Origin of the sequence: Lactobacillus sp. B4007 (genome assembly GCF_026535895.1) — a bacterium.
Lineage (GTDB): Bacteria > Bacillota > Bacilli > Lactobacillales > Lactobacillaceae > Lactobacillus > Lactobacillus panisapium.
In genome coordinates, this window is the sequence record NZ_JAFNPA010000002.1 from 140,043 (window position 1) to 157,792 (window position 17,750).

The following is a 17,750-nucleotide window of genomic DNA, read 5'->3' on the forward strand; positions in this document are numbered from 1 at the left end:
GGCTTTTAACTTGTTTAACTGATAGATTATGCTTTTGCATCTTGGTGATGCTTAATTGATGGCAAAATCATACCAAGTAATAATAATACAATTGGTGTTGCGATGTTTAAGCCTAAAGTAAATGGATCAGGTGAATACATTCCCATTAAGCAACATGCGATTGTGACAATCAGTCCCCAAACGCCAAGAGTGTATGCTAAGCATTGGTGCTTAGTCATTTCATAATTTTGACCGTTGTGGAATTTTTCTGCTTGCTTACGCAAAGCAATGTAAGCAATGAAGACCCATAAGTAACGCATTGGCATTACGATCGAGTTTAACTTAACTAATTGTGCCATGATTGCTTGAGCATTAGGCATGATTGCTTGTAAGACGATTAAACCACCTGAAAGGCAGACAACCATCCAAATACCGTTGATGTAAGCGCCGTGTTTATTCACTTTCAGCAGTTTCTTAGGAATGTAATCTTTGGCTTCTTTACTACCCAAAAGAATTCGTAATGGAGCATCGATACTAATAACTAATGCTGAAAATTGTCCAATAACATTGCACCAAGCGTAAATGTACATGAACAATCCACCAACACCGTAGTATTCGCCTAGCTTATTGAAAGCCATGTAAGGTCCATTTGAAATGTATTCATTTAAGTTGTTGTTGACAACTTTAGGATCAAACATTAAGGCTAAAGCGATAGTTCCTAAGATAGCAGAAATCATTACCATTGCGGCTAAACCTAACATTGATTTAGGGAAGTTACGTGCAGGATCTTTCAGCTTATTAACATAAGGCGAAATTTTTTCTGCTCCTCCAACCGCAAATACTAAAATTGATAAAGAAGTAAAGTACTTAACATTAAAGTCAGGCACAAAATTCTTCCAGTTCCAGCTAATGCTGTTAAAACCAGCATGTGGGTTAATCATTGGTGCCGCAAACATCATGATAATGAACAAAATAGACATGATGAACATTGAAGAACCAGCAATGGTTGACAATGTTTTAATAACTGGTAAGCCGCGACTTGCAACCCAGCAGAAAAAGAGGAAGACAGCTAAAGTGGCAAGTTGAGTAACAGTAGTTGGTAAACTATCGTACCAATTCGTATTACCAAAAATGCCCCAGGCCATTCCTCTTAATCCACCAGTACCTTTACTGGAAATATATACAACGTGGACAGCCCAAAAAGTCCAGCCAGCATAATATGCCCACTTTGCTCCAAGAGTAGCGTTAATCCATGAGGAAACTCCACCCTCTGAGTCTTTAAAAACAGAGCCTAATTCCCCGACCATCAGTGAGTATGGTATGAAGAACAGTAGGAAAATAATAATCCAGCTAAGAATAACTTTTGTACCGTCAAAATAAATGAACCCGTTAACAACGTTACCGAAACTCCAAACTATGGAGAAGGCCATCGTTGCCAGTGTAGTCCACATCATTTTTTTAGAATTTTCTTGTGATTTATCCATTAATCTTATTCTCCCTAAAGAAAAATATAATAACCTTAATATTGTAACCCACAGTGTCTTAAAAAGCTATCCTTTTAAAAAAAGATAACTTAGGCAACCCTTTAGTAATTTGCTTTAGCTCGTTAAAAGTGTGAGACTAGTATTAATATATTTTTTTCGGAAAGGTAGAGTAATTGATGAACCAAAAGTTGAAAAGTAGGCTGCTAATTATGACCTTAACTATCATGATTAGCTTATTTTGTGGGTGTAATTTATCAGAGGTAAGTGCCAAAAGTTATCATAAAGCTGTTACTAAGATTGCAGGAAAGGGCAAATACCCAGTTTATCATCACATATCTAAAAAAGGTCCATCGGCTAAATTTACCACTACTAAGTATTTTAAGCATGCCCAAATTCAATCTAAAAAATCAGTTACTACCAAAAAGGGAAAGTACTGGAACATTATTGTTGATGGCCGCCCAGTCGGCTGGGTTAATCAGAAATTTTTTGCCAGAAATAAAATTTCTGTTGCCAAAAAGGTAAGTCTAGTGCAGAATCCCTATTTTTCTTTTAATCCTGAAGATGCGATTAATTATGTGACTAATAGTGCTGGAACAGCAATTGATACTAGGAAAGTTTATCTTTCAACTCCGACCATTTATTCTGATAAACCCGGAACCACCACAGTAACTTATCGCTATGGCAAGGCCAAAGCACAAGTGGACGTAACGGTCCGCTCTGATAAAAATGAAGGAATTACTAAGGCAAATAAACCGTTAATGCCTGGTCCAAAAGAAGTTAAGACCTGGAAAGGGAGTTCAATTTCCACGTCGAGAAATTGGAACGCCGCTCATAATTTTACCTTTGAGACTCGACCTAATACCTTCAAATCAAAGGGCCTGACCCTTAAGACTAAGATGTTTCAACCTCGCTTTGTTAGTCTAGATTACAATAAGGCGGCTGATCGGATGGGACAAGTTGGTATTATTCCAGAAGGGATAACCGTCCGAGGTTCCAACTTCACTGTTGCCGTTTTTAATTCCAGTAATGACCAATATGGCCACTTAGTTTCGTATAATTTGAAGCATATTGGCAAATATGCAGCCCAGAATTTGCCTGGCCTCAAATGGTCTACTTTTAAAAAATATGCTGCGCATATCAAGGTGAGTCCTTACATAAAATTAGGTCATGGACAAGCAATTGGTTCATCATCTAAATATATCTATGTGATAGCTAATAATAATAAATCGAAAAATTCTAACGAGTCTGAAGAAATTTTTCAAATTCGTAAATCAGATATGAAAGTTAGGCAAATTTGGAGTTTCCGAATTTGGAATGGTAAAGCACCACGCTATATTCATAATGCTACTTTTCCTAACGATCATACCATGTACTGTTCGTTTCATAATGGTCGCAACAATTGCTATGAATACTGGAAAGTGACCCGCAATGGTGACACATGGACTCCAGAAGAAGTAGGAGCCACTAAGGGTAATTTTGTAAGCAATCATTCGCCTGTTCAAGGTTTTACCTATGATAAACGACACGATCAATTTTATCTTGGTTTTAATGACTTAATTTTTAAACTTGCTAGAGATGGAACGTATTTAAAAACTCACCGATTGCATGTTAAAAGAGAAATTGAAGGGTTATCAGTTTCTGGTAATAAACTTTACGTTGAATTTGCTCAGCGAGGAGAATTAACGGCCGGAAAAACTAAATAATTAGATTAAAAGTAGCTTGTAAAAAAGCTGCTTTTTTATTTTAAAGTCATTCTCATAATTAAAATAAAATGATATTATTGTACTAAATTATTATTAATAAATATAGAAAAGTATAAAACTAAATTTAGTGCGAAGAGAGAGCAAATAATGACTAATTTAATTGAAACACATCAACTGGTGAAGAAGTTTAAAGATCAGCAAGTGCTTAATGATATTAATTTGCATGTTCCGGAAAGCAAAGTTTATTGCCTTCTTGGTCCTAATGGAGCTGGAAAAACTACCTTAATGAAAATTTTAACTGGAATGATTCCCGCTACAAGTGGTCATGTCGAATTTGCGGGGCACGAATGGACAAGGGCTGACTTGGCAAACATTGGTTGTTTAATTGAAAATGCTCCTTTATATGGTAATTTGACCGCCCAAGAAAACTTACAAGTAATTTGTCGTTTACGAGGATCTGCAGAAAGTGAAATTCCCAATATCCTGCAAACCATTGGGCTCGCTAACACCGGGGAAAAGTTAGCTAAGAATTTTTCTTTAGGAATGAAAGAGCGTCTAGGAATTGGTCTGGCTCTAGTTGGTAACCCTAAGCTTTTAATTTTAGACGAACCAACTAATGGTCTTGATCCACTTGGAATTCAACAATTGCGCGAACTGATTGCTGAATTCAAACATAGGAAAATGACAATTATTATCTCCAGTCACATGTTATCTGAGGTAGAACATTTAGCTGATAATATTGGCATTATTGGTGGTGGCAAGCTTCTCCTGGAGCAAGAATATGATCATGAAACTGATTTGGAAAAGCTCTTCAATTCAACTTTGGCAAAGGCTGGTGCTTTGAATGTTTGATGTTCTAGTAAACGAAATCCTTAAAGACAAGCGAACACTAATTAGATCAATCACACTTGTCTTTCCACTTTTGATTATTATTTTCACTATGCTATTTTTCAATTCAACGGGTTATGTGATTGAAAGTACGATTAACCAGTGGAGTTTTTTATATTTTAACTTATATTTAGCCTTGATCATCGGTCTGGTTGATCGTCATGAAAAAGCTAGTACTGAATATAAAACGATTTTAAGTTCCCCAAATAATTTGTTTACGTTTGAATTAGGTAGGATATTGCACGGGGTACTGCTTTCATTGATGGTCAGCCTGGTTTTAGCACTAGTTCTTTTTTTAGCTAGCTTCATATTTTCAACTAGAGTTGGTATTGTATCTTGCTTAATTGCAGTTGGCGGACTTTTCTTGACCACAATCTGGCAAATTCCTCTATATACGTGGTTAAGTAGAATATCAAATCTCTATGTGACAATTGGACTAGCTTTTCTTGGGTCAATAATTAGTATTTCTTGTTTAGGAACATTTACTTGGGGAAAAATCTTGCCTTATAGCTGGTCGGACTTGTTTCCAGTTGCTTTGATAAGATTGCATGTCAATGGAATAGCACTAAAAGCAAGCGAAGTTACCCCTGATGCTACTTGGACTATTCTTGCTTCAATTGTTTTATTTATTCTGCTTAGCTTTTTGGCAGCTTACTCCTTTAGAAAGCAGGTGACTAAGAATGCCTAAATCAATTTTTAAAGCTGAAAATATTAAATTGCATCGTAGTATGCTGCTCTATTTACATTTAGCCGCCTTAATTATTTTTCCACTTCTAATAGGTATTTATTATGGCAGCCGGAAAAATTTAACTACTTCCGCTAACATAGTTGATATGTTTAGTACAATTTTGGCCCTTATTTCGCCGTTGGCGATTAGTATTGTAGTTTCTGTAGTTTTTGATCGTGAAGAAAAAGCCGGGAATTTTCAAAATTGGTTAACTCAGCCCATGAGCAAGGGCAAAACAATTATGGGACAGCTAATTTACTATTGGTTGCTGTATGTAATTGAAGTGATCGGCACAAACTTAATTTATTACTTGGTTTTAACTGCTGTCTATCACGTGACTGGAATTTCTTTTCTTAAGCTATTTTCACTCAGCATTGTCTTTGCAGTATTAGGATTTTTGCAGTATGAATTTGCAGAACTAGTTTCTTTGAAGTGGAACATCGGTGGCAGCTTGATCTTGGGGTTTTTTGGTTCAGTGATTTCAATGCTAGGCGTTACTTCTTTATTTGATTTAGTTTGGCCATTTATTCCCTGGGCTTGGCAAAGTCGCTTAACCGTTTTTTGGCGGCTTAATATCCCGGCTGATTACGTCAAAATGGCGACATTATCTTATCTGGTACCGGTGATCTTAACCGCTATCTTAAGCTGGCTGATTTTCCGCTATTTTAATCATTGGCAGGGCACCAAAAAATAATGGTACATAAACAGGAAAAAACACTAATTTATAAGATTTCTGAGCCAAAGTAAATCTTTGTTAATTTGTAGATGATAAGAAACATTAAAAAAGCTTATAGTAGTTAAATTTTTGGGTAAATTTTCAATTTGTTAACCTATTTTCAGTATATTTCCGTTATTATTAGATTTAGTCACAAAAAATTCAAAAAGGAGATATTTATGACTAAAAGAGATTGCATCGAAACTTTGGCATTTTCAAAAGAAGAAATGCAATACATAACTGATTTAGGTTTAAAGATTAAGGCGGCAATTGCTAATGGTTATTATCCGCCTTTACTTAAAGGAAAAAGTTTGGGGATGATTTTTGATCAGTCATCTACCAGAACTCGTTGTTCGGCTGAAGCGGCAATGACTGAATTAGGTGGACATGCGCTATATTTAGCACCAGGTCAAATACAGCTTGGTGAGAATGGACACGAAAACTTAGAAGACACGAGTCGTGTTTTAGGAGATTTGCTTGATATTATTGGTGTGCGCATCAGTAGTCAGGAGGCAATAAAAAGCATTGCTTTGAGTTCAAGAGCACCCGTAGTTAGCTTTATGAGTGACGATGATCATCCAACTCAAGCTCTTGGTGATCTCATGACTATTGAAGAGAATATGCCGGCTGGCAAGAAAATTGAAGATGTTAAGCTGGTGTTTGTTGGTGATACAACACAAATTACTCTATCTGCTTTGTCATTGTGTGCTCAAATGGGAATGAACTTTGCTCAGTATGCACCAAAAGAAAAGCAGATTTCGACTGCTATTTTAAACCAGGCGAAAGAAATTGCTGTCAAAAGTGGAGCTACAATTGAATTATCAGATCAAGATGACATACTGCAAGGTGCAGACTTGGTTTATACTGATGTCTGGTATGGCTCGTATGAAGACGAATTGACCAAGGAAGAATATCTGAAAATCTTCTATCCTAAATATCAAGTTAACGAAAAACTGCTGGCAAAAACTCATAATACTAATGTTAAATTTATGCATTGTTTGCCAGCTAACCGTGAAGAGGAAGTCTCAACTGCTGTTCTTGAAGGTAAGCATTCGATTGCTTGGGAACAATCTGCAAATAAAAAAGCGATAATGCGAGCAATCTTTACTTATTTATTGAATTCTCAAAAACAAGAGCCATCTGCTTCAGTAAAAACTAATTTTCAAAATGAGCTTGATGCAATGCTGGCTAAAAGTCCTGTCAAATAAGCAGCAGACCTAATTTGATAATACTGAAAAATAAAAAGTCAGGTTAACTAGTAACCTGACTTTTTTATTGCTTTTATTTAATGGGCCCCCTGAGAGTCGAACTCAGATTTTAAGAACCGGAATCTTACGTGCGATCCATTACACTAAGGGCCCGAACAAATACATCAAGTAGTATACCAAAAAAATTGCCAAAGTTAAAACTTTTTTGCTAAAAAATAGCATTTTAAGGAAGATGACGCAATTTACGGTCACAAATATAAAAGATTCAAGGTGATGAGATACGTGAATAACAAAGTATTAAAACAATTCTTATAAAGCTTTTTAGTTAAAAACCAGTATGCTATCAGCAGTAATCGGGCAGACTCGAAAGTAATGAGACAGTAACCCCAAAAATTAAGTATTTAAGTCGACAATTGTGGGCATGAATTGCTTTTATTTTCCTTGAATTATTCAAAAAGGGTTGTTATACTATAGATGTCGATTGAGAAATGGGAGATTTTAATATCGTAAGTCTACGTTTCTCTTATATTTTTAGACAATCTGGGACGAAAAATGACAAATATCGGGTCATGTTTGTCCCAGGAGAAGGAGAGAAGTCGATGTACGCGGAAATTCCTGTGCTAGAAGCTCTCGTTCCTGACATCTTAAAAGTTTTTCGGCAAAGGTATCTTGTCCTTGAGCAAATTTCTCTTCATGCACCTGTTGGACGCAGAAGTGTTGCTCGGTCATTGGGACTTTCTGAAAGAAATGTGCGAACCGAAACAGAGTATCTTCGTGAGCTTGGTTTAATTGAGATCAAGAGTTTTGGCATGTTTATGACAGAAAAGGGCAAAAAGATGTTGCAAGAAGCAGCACCACTGATTGATCGCTTGTTTAATGCTCGTGAGACTGAAGTCGATTTAGCACGTAAACTTGGGATTGAACGAACGATTATTGTTCCTGGTGATAGTGATTTGCAAGAGCTAGTCTTTGAAAAGATGGGAGAAGAACTAAATTCTGCTCTGGATCTTTTATTACCGCTCGGGCATTCAATTATCACTGTACTAGGTGGAGCTGCACTTGCAAAGTCAGCTAGAAATTTGTCTAAAAGTTTAGGTAAAAATCGGCAATTGGAATTTGTACCAGGTCGGGGAGCCTTAGGCGAAAATGTTGCTATTCAAAGTAATACAATCGTCCAAGAAATGGCCGCTGAGACTGGTGGTAACTATAAAACTTTATATTTACCTGAACAGGTTTCAACAGAAGCTTATAAGTCTCTGATTCGTGAATCAACTGTTGCTGATGTGCTTGAAGATATTTCTAAGACTGATGTCGTAATTCACGGAATAGGGCTAGCTCATGATATGGCACGTAGACGAGGATATGATTCAATTCGCTTATCCGAGTTGCGCGAAAAAAAGGTCGTCACCGAATGTTTTGGGTGTTTCTTCGATGGCGATGGAAAGATTGTTGACCGCGTGCACCAGGTTGGCTTGCAGTTCGAGAATCTAAATAAAATACCTCACATATTTGCCTTTGCTTGTGGCAGCCGGAAGGCAAAAGCAATCAAAGCTTATATGCCTAATGCTCCTCATCAAACCTGGTTAATTACTGATGAGGGAGCCTCAAATAAGATTTTAAAGGAGAAATAATTCTCATTTAAAATAAATAGATGTTTATAGTTCTTAAGGAGGACTTTAGAATATGACAGTTAAAATTGGTATTAACGGCTTTGGCCGTATCGGTCGTTTAGCATTCCGTCGGATCATGGATTTGGGCGAAAAGTCAAAGGATATCGAAGTTGTTGCTATTAACGACTTGACTACCCCAGCACTTTTGGCACACTTGTTGAAGTATGACTCAACTCATGGTACTTTTGACCACGAAGTTTCAGCTACTGACGACTCAATTGTTGTTGATGGTAAGAAATACCGCGTATACGCAGAACCACAAGCTCAAAACATTCCTTGGGTTAAGAACGATGGCGTTGACTTTGTTCTTGAATGTACTGGTTTCTATACTAGCAAGGCTAAGTCACAAGCTCACCTTGACGCTGGTGCAAAGAGAGTCTTAATTTCAGCACCTGCTGGTAATGACTTGAAGACTATTGTTTACTCAGTAAACGATGACACTTTGGACGCAAGCGACAAGATCGTTTCTGCTGGTTCATGTACTACTAACTCATTGGCACCAATGGTTGATGCTTTACAAAAAGAATTTGGCATCAAGGTAGCTACTATGACTACTATCCACGCTTACACTTCAACTCAAATGCTTTTGGATGGACCTGTTCGTGGTGGTAACATGCGTGCTGCTCGTGCTGCTGCAGTTAACATTATTCCTCACTCAACTGGTGCTGCTAAGGCTATTGGTCTTGTTGTTCCAGAATTGAACGGTAAAGTTAACGGTCACGCACAACGTGTTCCAGTTACTGATGGTTCATTGACTGAATTAGTTTCAATCCTTGACAAGAAGGTTACTGCTGATGAAGTTAACTCAGCATTGAAGAAGTACGAAAGCCCATCATTTGCATACAACGATGACGAAATCGTTTCAAGCGATGTTGTTGGTATGACTGCTGGTTCAATCTTTGACCCAACTCAAACTATGGTAACCACTGCTGGTGACAATCAATTAGTTAAGACTGTTGCTTGGTACGACAATGAATACTCATTCACTTGCCAAATGGTTCGTACTTTGTTGAAATTTGCTACTCTTTAATCGCTAAATTTGATTACTGTTAAGTAGTAAAGAGAAGGCGGAGGGAAATTCTTCCTTCCGCCTTTTTTTCAAGAGAAAATAATTAAGTTATCGGAGGATAAAGATGGCTAAATTAATCGTTTCAGACCTTGATGTTAAAGATAAAAAGGTTTTAGTTCGTGTTGACTTTAATGTCCCAATTAAAGATGGCGTAATTGGTGATGACAACCGGATCGTTGCTGCACTTCCTACTATTAAGTACATTATTGAAAATGGTGGTAAAGCCATTTTGCTTAGTCACTTAGGTCGGGTAAAATCAGACGCAGATAAAAAAGAATTGACTTTAAAGCCTGTTGCTGATCGCTTAAGCGAATTGTTGAACAAGCCTGTAACTTTTGTTGCCGAAAATGAAGGCAAAGAAGTTGAAGACACTATTAACAACATGCAAGACGGCGATGTTGTTGTTCTTGAAAACACTCGTTTCCAAGATATTGACAATGATTTTGGTAAGCGTGAAAGTAAGAATGATCCTAAATTAGGTGAATACTGGGCTTCACTTGGCGATATGTATGTCAATGATGCTTTTGGTACTGCTCACAGAAGTCACGCTTCTAATGTTGGTATTGCTGAAGCAATGAAGAAGGATGGTAAGCCTGCAGCAGCTGGTTTCTTGATGGAAAAGGAAATCAAATTCTTAGGCGATGCCGTTGCTAATCCAGTTCACCCATTCGTTACCATTTTGGGTGGTGCCAAAGTTTCAGACAAAATTGACGTTATTACCAACTTGATTCCTAAATCAGATCACATCTTAATCGGTGGTGGTATGGCTTATACTTTCCTTGCTGCACAAGGTCACGAAATTGGTAAGTCATTATTTGAACCTGACAAGGTTGACTTAGCTAAGAAGCTCCTTAAGGAAGCAGATGGCAAGATTGTTTTACCAGTTGATAACCTAGCTGCAACCGAATTCTCAAATGATGCTGCACGTAAGGTTGTTGGTGATGATATTCCTGAAAACATGATGGGTCTTGATATTGGTCCTAAGACTGTTGAAAAATTCAAGGATATCTTAAAAGACGCTAAGACTGTTGTATGGAACGGCCCAATGGGTGCTTTTGAAATGTCCAACTTTGCTGAAGGTACGCTAGAAGTAGGTAAGGCTTTGGCTGATCTTACTGATGCTACTACTATCATTGGTGGTGGCGACTCAACTGCTGCTGCTAAGCAATTAGGTATTGCTCCTAAGATTACCCACATCTCAACTGGTGGTGGTGCTTCTCTTCAATACCTTGAAGGTAAGGAATTACCAGGTATTGCCTGCATCTCAGATAAATAAGCTATAGGAAAGGACGTCGATTAAATGCGTACACCAATTATCGCTGGTAACTGGAAATTAAACATGAACCCAGAGCAAACAGCAGAATTTGTTGCTGCTATTAAGGATAAGTTGCCAGAATCAAGCAAAGTAGAATCATTAATTTGTGCTCCAGCTGTTGACTTAGATGCTTTGAAAAAAGCTGCGGCTGGTTCAGAATTACGTGTTGGTGCTGAAAATGCCTACTTTGAAGATGAAGGTGCCTTCACTGGTGAAACTTCACCTAAAGTTCTTAATGAAATGGGAATTAACTACTGCATTATTGGTCACTCAGAGCGTCGTGGTTACTTCCATGAAACTGATGAAGACATTAATAAAAAAGCTAAGGCATTATTTGCTAACAATGTTACCCCAATCGTTTGCTGTGGTGAATCACTCGAAACTCGTGAAGCTAACAAGCAAGAAGAATGGGTAGTTGGTCAAATTAAGGCAGACTTAGAAGGTCTTTCTGCTGACCAAGTTGCCAACTTAGTAATTGCTTATGAGCCAATTTGGGCTATCGGTACTGGTAAAACTGCTAGTTCAGACCAAGCTGAAGAAATGTGCAAGACTATCCGTGATACGGTTAAAGACTTGTACAATGAAGAAACAGCTGAAAATGTTCGTATTCAATACGGTGGTTCAGTAAATCCAGGCAACGTTAAGGAATTAATGGCTAAACCAAACATCGATGGTGGTTTAGTTGGTGGTGCATCACTTAAGCCTGACTCATACTTAGCTTTAGTAAACTACCAAGACTAATTTTAACTGTATTAAAGAAAAAGCTTCTGCCATGAGCAGAAGCTTTTTTTGTATGTAAGAATGGAGTAATTCATTCGGTCAATCGTTTTTAAAATAGTTTAGAGTTTCATTGCCTTAACTATCTTTATGGGATTATAATGATAATCAACATAAAAAATAAGGAGGCTTTTAATAATGAAGCTGCGTAAAATAATTACCGTGCTGCTAGCGACAGTAACATTGACTACTGTCAGTGGATTGCTAACTAGTCAACCAGAAATGGTGCAAGCCAAGCAAACAAAAATTAAGATTAAGAAAACAAAAAATGGCTTTACAGCTAATTTTAATTTTCCTCAATCATGGCGTGGTAAGTGGTATAGCTATACTAATCAGAAATTGAAAAGTATGGAAATTCATTCCAAGGGCTTAAATACACCGTGGACAGGCGAATATGTGAAACTTGTTACACCAACAAAGGTTAAAGGAACTAATAAGTATATCTGGCAAATGGGTCATAAATGGAACCAGAAACATTATCCGGTTATCAAAAAAGTTTCGCGCGTTTCTACTAAAACACTTAATAAGCAAAAATGGATTATCATGAGTCCAATTGACGAAAAATCTTTAAAGATGGGCTACGCTTTTGCCTTAGAAACTAGGCAATTAGATGGAACTAACCAGGAAATTATGTTTGAGGCAAACCCAATAACTGGTCAAATTTATGAACAATTCTTTAGGTCTCCAGAATTAGCCCAAAAATATAGTGGGTATCGTTTTAATGACTTAAACTATCTTTCTTATGATGTAAACTAGAATAAACAAAGTAGAACTATGATTAAAAAGCAAATTTAGACTTAAAATTGCTTTTTTTGTTAACATAGTATTAGTGGATTATTTAGTTTTACATAAAGGAGAATTAAATTGAAAAAATTAAAATATTTATATGCCCTAATGGGAGTGTTTGCTATTGGTCTTTTTGCCTACAAGGCTTTTAATAATGAAATTTTACCTCCTACACAAATAGTACAAGCGCAACATGTTAAAGGAGACTTAGGCAAATTTACTGTTCCCAAGAGAATGCGGGGAACTTGGTATGGTAAATATTTTGATATAGGTGGAATTAAGTCAAAAACGCTTAATAAATTGAAAGTGTCAGCTCATAAAATTGGTGGAACAGTTTTACATAAACAAACTGCTAATTTTAATGGGACCAAGATTCCTAAAAAAGCGCAAAATTGGGCAAGAGTATATTACCCAGTCACTTATAAAAAAGATCACGGTATTAAGTATGTTGGCATGTATCCTTGGGTTAGTCCAGCATCTTCTGGAACACATCTCGGTTTGTACCATTATAAGGGTCATAAAGTTTTAATTGAGCGAACAACGTCTTCTTCCAGAATAACTAATGTTTACTGGAAATCTAAGCGTTTAGCCAAAAGATTTGGTGGGCATAAGCCAAAAGAACTTAAGCGATACGCAGAGTATTAAACGTCGATTAGTTAGCAACTTTTTATTTTATAATAGTAGTCTTATTTAGCTTCAGGTTGATATTTGGGAATAAATCCTTTGACTCATATTCAAAACTGACCATTTTGATGAACATATAGATAAATAAAACTAATTTGCTTAAAGGTACACTTTTAGCAATTAACTGGTATAATAATAAATTATCTTAGGTTCTCAGGAGGCCGACAATATGAAAAGTAAAAAGATTATTACACTGCTTGCAGCCGCAACTGTTACTCTGACTGCTGCTACTGGTGTAGCCGCAACTCAAGCAGAGCAAACCCAAGCAGCTAGTGTTAAGAAAAGTAAATATGGCTTTAAAAAGTCATTTACTTTCCCCACATCTTGGCGCGGCAAATGGTACAGCACCAATAATTTGACTCCAAGTCCAATGAACATTCAAAAGACTTCTTTTGATACACCATGGACAAACGAACATGTGAAAGCTGTCAAAGTTGGTAAGGTTAAGGGTACTAACAAATATCCTTGGCAAATGACCAAAGCTTGGAAATTAAAGAATGCTGGTGTATTTGCAAAATATACTCGGGTAACTACTAAGAAAATGAACGGCGAAAAGTGGATTGTTTTGAGTCCAGTCGATCAAAAGTCTACTAAAAAGGGTTATGCATTTACTGTAAAAACTGAGTTAATTGATGGCAAAAAAGAACCTGTATTGTTCCAATCACATCCGCAAGAAGGAAAGGTTACTAACCAATTCTTTACTTCTGAAGAATTAGCTAAGAAGTATGCGACATATGAGTTTAAGGACATGACTTACAGCAAAGTAAATCCTCGTCAATAATATTGTGACTGCAACTACTATCATGTAGTTGCAGTTTTTTGTTTAATTTTGGAGAAAACAGTGAAATTACTTTTATCAGGCGATAGTATCATAGCGCGAAAAGAAGGTTTAACTGAACCGCATATTAACTATAATTTAAAAAAGCTGCTTTCAAATCTTCAGGTTATTAATACCGCTGTTGCGGGAATTAACTCAGTAAAATTTTATGACTTGATTTCCGAGTTGGCTTTAAAAAGAGAACATTGCGATAAAGTAGCAATCTTATTGGGTACAAATGATTTAGCTGCCAATAAACAGGTACCAATTGATCAATTTAAGCAAAAGATGGCATCAATCGCTTCTAGCCTTATTCAAGTTTACTCACCAAAAGATATTATTTTTATTTCGCCGCCAGCCATTGATGAACTAAAGCAGAAATACCGCACAAATTATTTAGTGGCACTTTACACTGCAGCGATTGAAGAAGTTACTAAAGATTACCATCTGCAATTTATTAATTTGTACCAAGCAATGATTTCTAGTAAAGAAATTAAAATACTTTGTCGTGGCTTGCTTGATGATGGCTTACATTTTGGCAATGCAGGCTATACCTTACTAGCTAATCTGCTTTTCGAACAACTAACTAAATAATAAAAAGCACCCCCACCGAGGATGCTTTAATTAAATTTCACATTATATTTTTGGCCGATTGGCGGAAACGTTGGAAGTCGCAAGGGAGTGGTGTGCCATTGGGTAAACAAAGTGGCACATAACAAAATGAAGGGAACATCTTCTGGTCGTAGAATATTGCAGGTAAGAACTACGCCAATTTTTTGGACATCCGTTTTTACAGTCGCTACTTTCTTGATTCCTGATAAAAACTTGTAACTCCCGTTTTTTATACTTCCGCTAACGAGGTAATTTAGCCGAGTGACATAAAACAGGTTTGTAACTTTACTATTGAGACGTTTAACCTTTACTAAAGAATGGTTAACAACGTCGATGGTATAAGAAGAAACAATCCCATTTCCGTCAGTATAAAGACGTCCAATTTCTGTCCCATGAGTATTTTTTAGATAAAGGGTATGATTGGGATTATCAAGATTGCCCTGAATAATATACTGAATTTGACCTTGCTCATTGGCTACGGGAATTTGACCATACTCCTGTTTTTGATTTAGTTCCAATAAATAGCGCATTCCAGCACCTCTATTCTTTAGCGTTATTGCTAATAAACTTCTTTAAAATATAAGCTACTCCATTTTCATTATTAGTTTTAGTTTTAACTTGTGCAATTTTTTTGATTGCGTAGACGGCATTTCCCATTGCCACACCGGTACCTGCATCCCTAATCATGCTTTCGTCATTAAGGTTATCGCCAATTGCCGCAATTTCATTTTGCTTGATTCCCTTTTTTTGCGCATAGTCCAATAATGCTGGTCCTTTTTGGGCCTTGATATCGTTGATTTCGATGTTTGCAGAAGAGCTGGAAGTAACAGCAACATTGCCAAGTGCCGTGATTTCTTTTTTGACGTCAACAAACGCTTCTGGTCCATGACCGTCAAAAGCAATAATTTTCATAACTTCAAAATGGGGATCATTTAAAAGTGTGGTAAAACTATTAACATGCTTCATACTAAACATTGCATTACTGCCAGCGGAGGTTGCCACAGCCTTTTTAAACGTCAGTCCCGGATTAAGGGCAATTAGTGATCGAGCTAAGTTAACAACTCGTTGACTTATATCTAGCGAATAAATCAGGTCTTCGGTTACTAATTCATGGTAAATATGATGTTTTTGCAAGATGTTGACAACTTGCTCCGCTTTATCATTTGGTAATGCGTGTTTAACTTGCAACTGATTATTGGCATCATAAACCAAAGCACCATTGATGTTGATGAATCCTGTTTTAAGACCATAATTTTCGATTACTTTACGTGACTGTTGTGGTGAACGACCTGTTGCAACTAAGAATTCAATGCCATTTTTTTGAGCTTCCCGAATTGCCTTAATATTTTCATTAGATACTATTAAATCACTGTTAAACAAGGTACCGTCCAGATCGCATGCTACTAATTTAATCAAGATAAAATAAGCTCCTCCTCCCGAAAATCGGTATTTTTTACTTCTCTATCATATTAACATAATAAGGGGAGAAAACTTTTCACATTTTTAAATAAAATTTAATTAAATAGAAGATAAAGAACCGTTTAAATGTCGAAGATTCTACACAAACATTATTAATTTCATGATACCATAAGGGCTAGTGAAAGAGAGGCTATTGCTAGAATGAAAAAATTTATTGGTAATGACTGGGACGAAGTATTGGCTCCTATATTTGACAGTAACGAATATCATGAATTACATGAATTCTTAAAAACAGAGTATAAAACTAAGCGGATATTCCCAGATATGTATCATATTTTTACTGCTTTTAAGTTAACCCCTTTTGCTAAAACAAAAGTAGTCATTTTAGGTCAGGATCCCTATCACAATCCTGGTCAGGCAACAGGGATGAGCTTTGCTGTAATGCCTGGAGTAAAGTTGCCACCGTCATTACAAAATATTTATAAAGAACTATATGATGATGTCGGCTGTGTGCCGGTTCAACATGGTTATTTGAAAAAATGGGCTGATCAAGGAGTGCTCCTTTTGAACGCAGTTTTAACAGTTCCTTATGGTCATGCTAATGGTCATCAAGGTAAAGGCTGGGAAAATGTAACGGATGCTGCCATCAAGGCTTTGAGCGATCGGGGAGAAGTAGTTTTCATTCTTTGGGGACGATATGCTCAAAATAAAATTGCATTAATTGACCTTGACCGTAATTTTGTGATTAAATCAGCTCACCCCAGTCCATTTTCGGCAGATCGTGGCTTTTTTGGCTCACGGCCATTTTCTCGTTGTAACGAGGCCCTGCGGAAGTTTGGGAAAACCCCAATTGACTGGCAATTACCGCAACAAGTAACACAATCAGATTTAGTATAGGTGAGATAATAAATGAGTATTTTTGAACTATTAAAAAGTAAAGTAAAGAACGCGGAAAAAAAGTACCGCATTGTTTTTGCAGAAGGAAATGATGAAAGAGTATTAGCCGCTGCTGCCGCACTGCAGCAAGATGATGTTTTAGAGCCAATTTTATTAGGCGACACAGCTGAAATTGAAAATGTTGCTAACCAAAATAAGATCTCATTGGCCCAAATACAAGTGGTTAACCCCGAAAAATTTCATGCGCTAGATGAAATGATTGCAGCTTTCATTTCGGCTCGGGGTAAAGAAATAACTAAGGAAGAAGTCCGTGAAGCGTTAAAAGATCCTAATTACTTTGGTACAATGCTAGTTAAAATGGGCAAGGCTGATGGTATGGTTTCTGGGGCTACTCATTCAACCGCGGAAACCGTTCGTCCCGCTCTGCAATTAATCCATACTGCAGCCGGGATGAGTCGTGTTTCTGGTAGTTTCATCATGGAACGTGGGGAAGAAAAATATCTTTTTGCTGATTGCGCAATTAATATCGCACCAGATGCTAAAACGTTGGCAGAAATAGCCTATCAATCAGTTCAAACAGCTAAACTAGCAGATATTGAACCACGTGTAGCCTTTTTGAGTTTTTCAACTAAGGGTTCTGCCAAAGGTGAGATGGTTACCAAAGTAGTTGAAGCTGCTTCGCTATTCCAAAAACAGCACCCAGATATTCCTGCTGATGGCGAGTTGCAATTTGATGCTGCATTTGTACCCGCAGTGGCAGCTAAAAAAGCTCCAGACTCTGAGATAAAGGGGAGAGCTAATATTTTTATTTTCCCAGAACTACAGTCTGGTAATATAGCATATAAAATTACGCAGCGTTTGGGGAATTTTACGGCTATTGGGCCCATTCTGCAAGGAATTGCACAGCCGGTTAATGATTTATCACGGGGTGCAAGCAGTGATGATATTTATCATATGGCTGTTTTAACCGCTGCTCAAGCGCTATTAAAGGATAAATAGT

General features: G+C 37.1%; 18 protein-coding genes. 15 read left to right on the plus strand and 3 right to left on the minus strand.

The window, feature by feature from the left end:
- Positions 1-26: 26 nt before the first annotated feature.
- On the minus strand, positions 27-1,463 hold the full coding sequence (locus J3U54_RS03890) for an APC family permease (protein WP_103752127.1): 1,437 nt from the start codon (positions 1,461-1,463) through the stop codon (positions 27-29).
- Between the two features lie 176 nt (positions 1,464-1,639).
- Here J3U54_RS03890 and J3U54_RS03895 point away from each other — a divergent pair, with 176 nt between their 5' ends.
- From J3U54_RS03895 to J3U54_RS03955, 13 genes are all read left to right on the plus strand, one after another.
- Positions 1,640-3,166: a GW dipeptide domain-containing protein gene (locus tag J3U54_RS03895; protein WP_103752128.1), complete on the plus strand. Its 1,527-nt coding sequence runs from the start codon at positions 1,640-1,642 to the stop codon at positions 3,164-3,166.
- Between the two features lie 147 nt (positions 3,167-3,313).
- Positions 3,314-4,018 carry a lantibiotic protection ABC transporter ATP-binding subunit gene (locus tag J3U54_RS03900; RefSeq protein WP_323848301.1) on the plus strand — a complete coding sequence of 235 codons (705 nt, stop codon included), beginning with the start codon at positions 3,314-3,316 and terminating at the stop codon, positions 4,016-4,018.
- Entirely contained in the window at positions 4,011-4,742 is a 732-nt protein-coding gene (locus tag J3U54_RS03905) for a hypothetical protein (protein ID WP_267385168.1), read from the plus strand. Before J3U54_RS03900 ends, J3U54_RS03905 begins: the two co-directional genes overlap by 8 nt.
- The gene (locus J3U54_RS03910) at positions 4,735-5,475 is read left to right on the plus strand and encodes a lantibiotic immunity ABC transporter MutG family permease subunit (RefSeq protein WP_267385170.1); all 741 of its coding nucleotides are present in this window, start codon (positions 4,735-4,737) and stop codon (positions 5,473-5,475) included. Before J3U54_RS03905 ends, J3U54_RS03910 begins: the two co-directional genes overlap by 8 nt.
- A 200-nt stretch (positions 5,476-5,675) precedes the next feature.
- Positions 5,676-6,704, plus strand: coding sequence for an ornithine carbamoyltransferase (gene argF / locus J3U54_RS03915; RefSeq protein WP_267385171.1), 1,029 nt, complete (start codon positions 5,676-5,678; stop codon positions 6,702-6,704).
- A 599-nt stretch (positions 6,705-7,303) separates the two neighbouring features.
- Complete coding sequence (locus tag J3U54_RS03920) at positions 7,304-8,335, plus strand: sugar-binding transcriptional regulator (protein WP_103752133.1); 1,032 nt, start codon at positions 7,304-7,306, stop codon at positions 8,333-8,335.
- A 52-nt stretch (positions 8,336-8,387) separates the two neighbouring features.
- Positions 8,388-9,404 (plus strand): type I glyceraldehyde-3-phosphate dehydrogenase, encoded by a 1,017-nt coding sequence (gene gap / locus J3U54_RS03925; protein WP_103752134.1) that lies wholly within the window; start codon positions 8,388-8,390, stop codon positions 9,402-9,404.
- 103 nt (positions 9,405-9,507) lie between these two features.
- Entirely contained in the window at positions 9,508-10,719 is a 1,212-nt protein-coding gene (locus tag J3U54_RS03930) for a phosphoglycerate kinase (protein ID WP_103752135.1), read from the plus strand.
- Positions 10,720-10,743: 24 nt separating this feature from the next.
- Positions 10,744-11,499: a triose-phosphate isomerase gene (gene tpiA / locus J3U54_RS03935; RefSeq protein WP_103752136.1), complete on the plus strand. Its 756-nt coding sequence runs from the start codon at positions 10,744-10,746 to the stop codon at positions 11,497-11,499.
- Between the two features lie 174 nt (positions 11,500-11,673).
- Positions 11,674-12,291 carry a hypothetical protein gene (locus J3U54_RS03940; RefSeq protein WP_267385172.1) on the plus strand — a complete coding sequence of 206 codons (618 nt, stop codon included), beginning with the start codon at positions 11,674-11,676 and terminating at the stop codon, positions 12,289-12,291.
- A 108-nt stretch (positions 12,292-12,399) separates the two neighbouring features.
- Positions 12,400-12,966, plus strand: a complete 567-nt coding sequence (locus J3U54_RS03945) for a hypothetical protein (protein ID WP_103752138.1) — start codon at positions 12,400-12,402, stop codon at positions 12,964-12,966.
- A gap of 208 nt (positions 12,967-13,174) precedes the next feature.
- Positions 13,175-13,786, plus strand: coding sequence for a hypothetical protein (locus tag J3U54_RS03950; RefSeq protein ID WP_220235294.1), 612 nt, complete (start codon positions 13,175-13,177; stop codon positions 13,784-13,786).
- A gap of 60 nt (positions 13,787-13,846) precedes the next feature.
- Positions 13,847-14,416, plus strand: coding sequence for a GDSL-type esterase/lipase family protein (locus J3U54_RS03955; protein WP_220269411.1), 570 nt, complete (start codon positions 13,847-13,849; stop codon positions 14,414-14,416).
- Positions 14,417-14,442: 26 nt separating this feature from the next.
- Here J3U54_RS03955 and J3U54_RS03960 read toward each other — a convergent pair whose 3' ends face one another.
- Complete coding sequence (locus J3U54_RS03960) at positions 14,443-14,964, minus strand: hypothetical protein (RefSeq protein WP_267385177.1); 522 nt, start codon at positions 14,962-14,964, stop codon at positions 14,443-14,445.
- 10 nt (positions 14,965-14,974) lie between these two features.
- The gene (locus tag J3U54_RS03965; RefSeq protein WP_220232938.1) at positions 14,975-15,850 is read right to left on the minus strand and encodes a Cof-type HAD-IIB family hydrolase; all 876 of its coding nucleotides are present in this window, start codon (positions 15,848-15,850) and stop codon (positions 14,975-14,977) included.
- Positions 15,851-16,054: 204 nt separating this feature from the next.
- Here J3U54_RS03965 and J3U54_RS03970 point away from each other — a divergent pair, with 204 nt between their 5' ends.
- Together J3U54_RS03970 and pta are read left to right on the plus strand one after the other, a co-directional pair.
- Positions 16,055-16,750 (plus strand): uracil-DNA glycosylase, encoded by a 696-nt coding sequence (locus J3U54_RS03970; RefSeq protein WP_103752143.1) that lies wholly within the window; start codon positions 16,055-16,057, stop codon positions 16,748-16,750.
- A 12-nt stretch (positions 16,751-16,762) separates the two neighbouring features.
- A complete protein-coding gene (pta, locus tag J3U54_RS03975; protein WP_267385179.1) occupies positions 16,763-17,749 on the plus strand; it encodes a phosphate acetyltransferase in 987 nt (328 codons plus the stop codon).
- The last annotated feature ends 1 nt before the right edge of the window (position 17,750 follow it).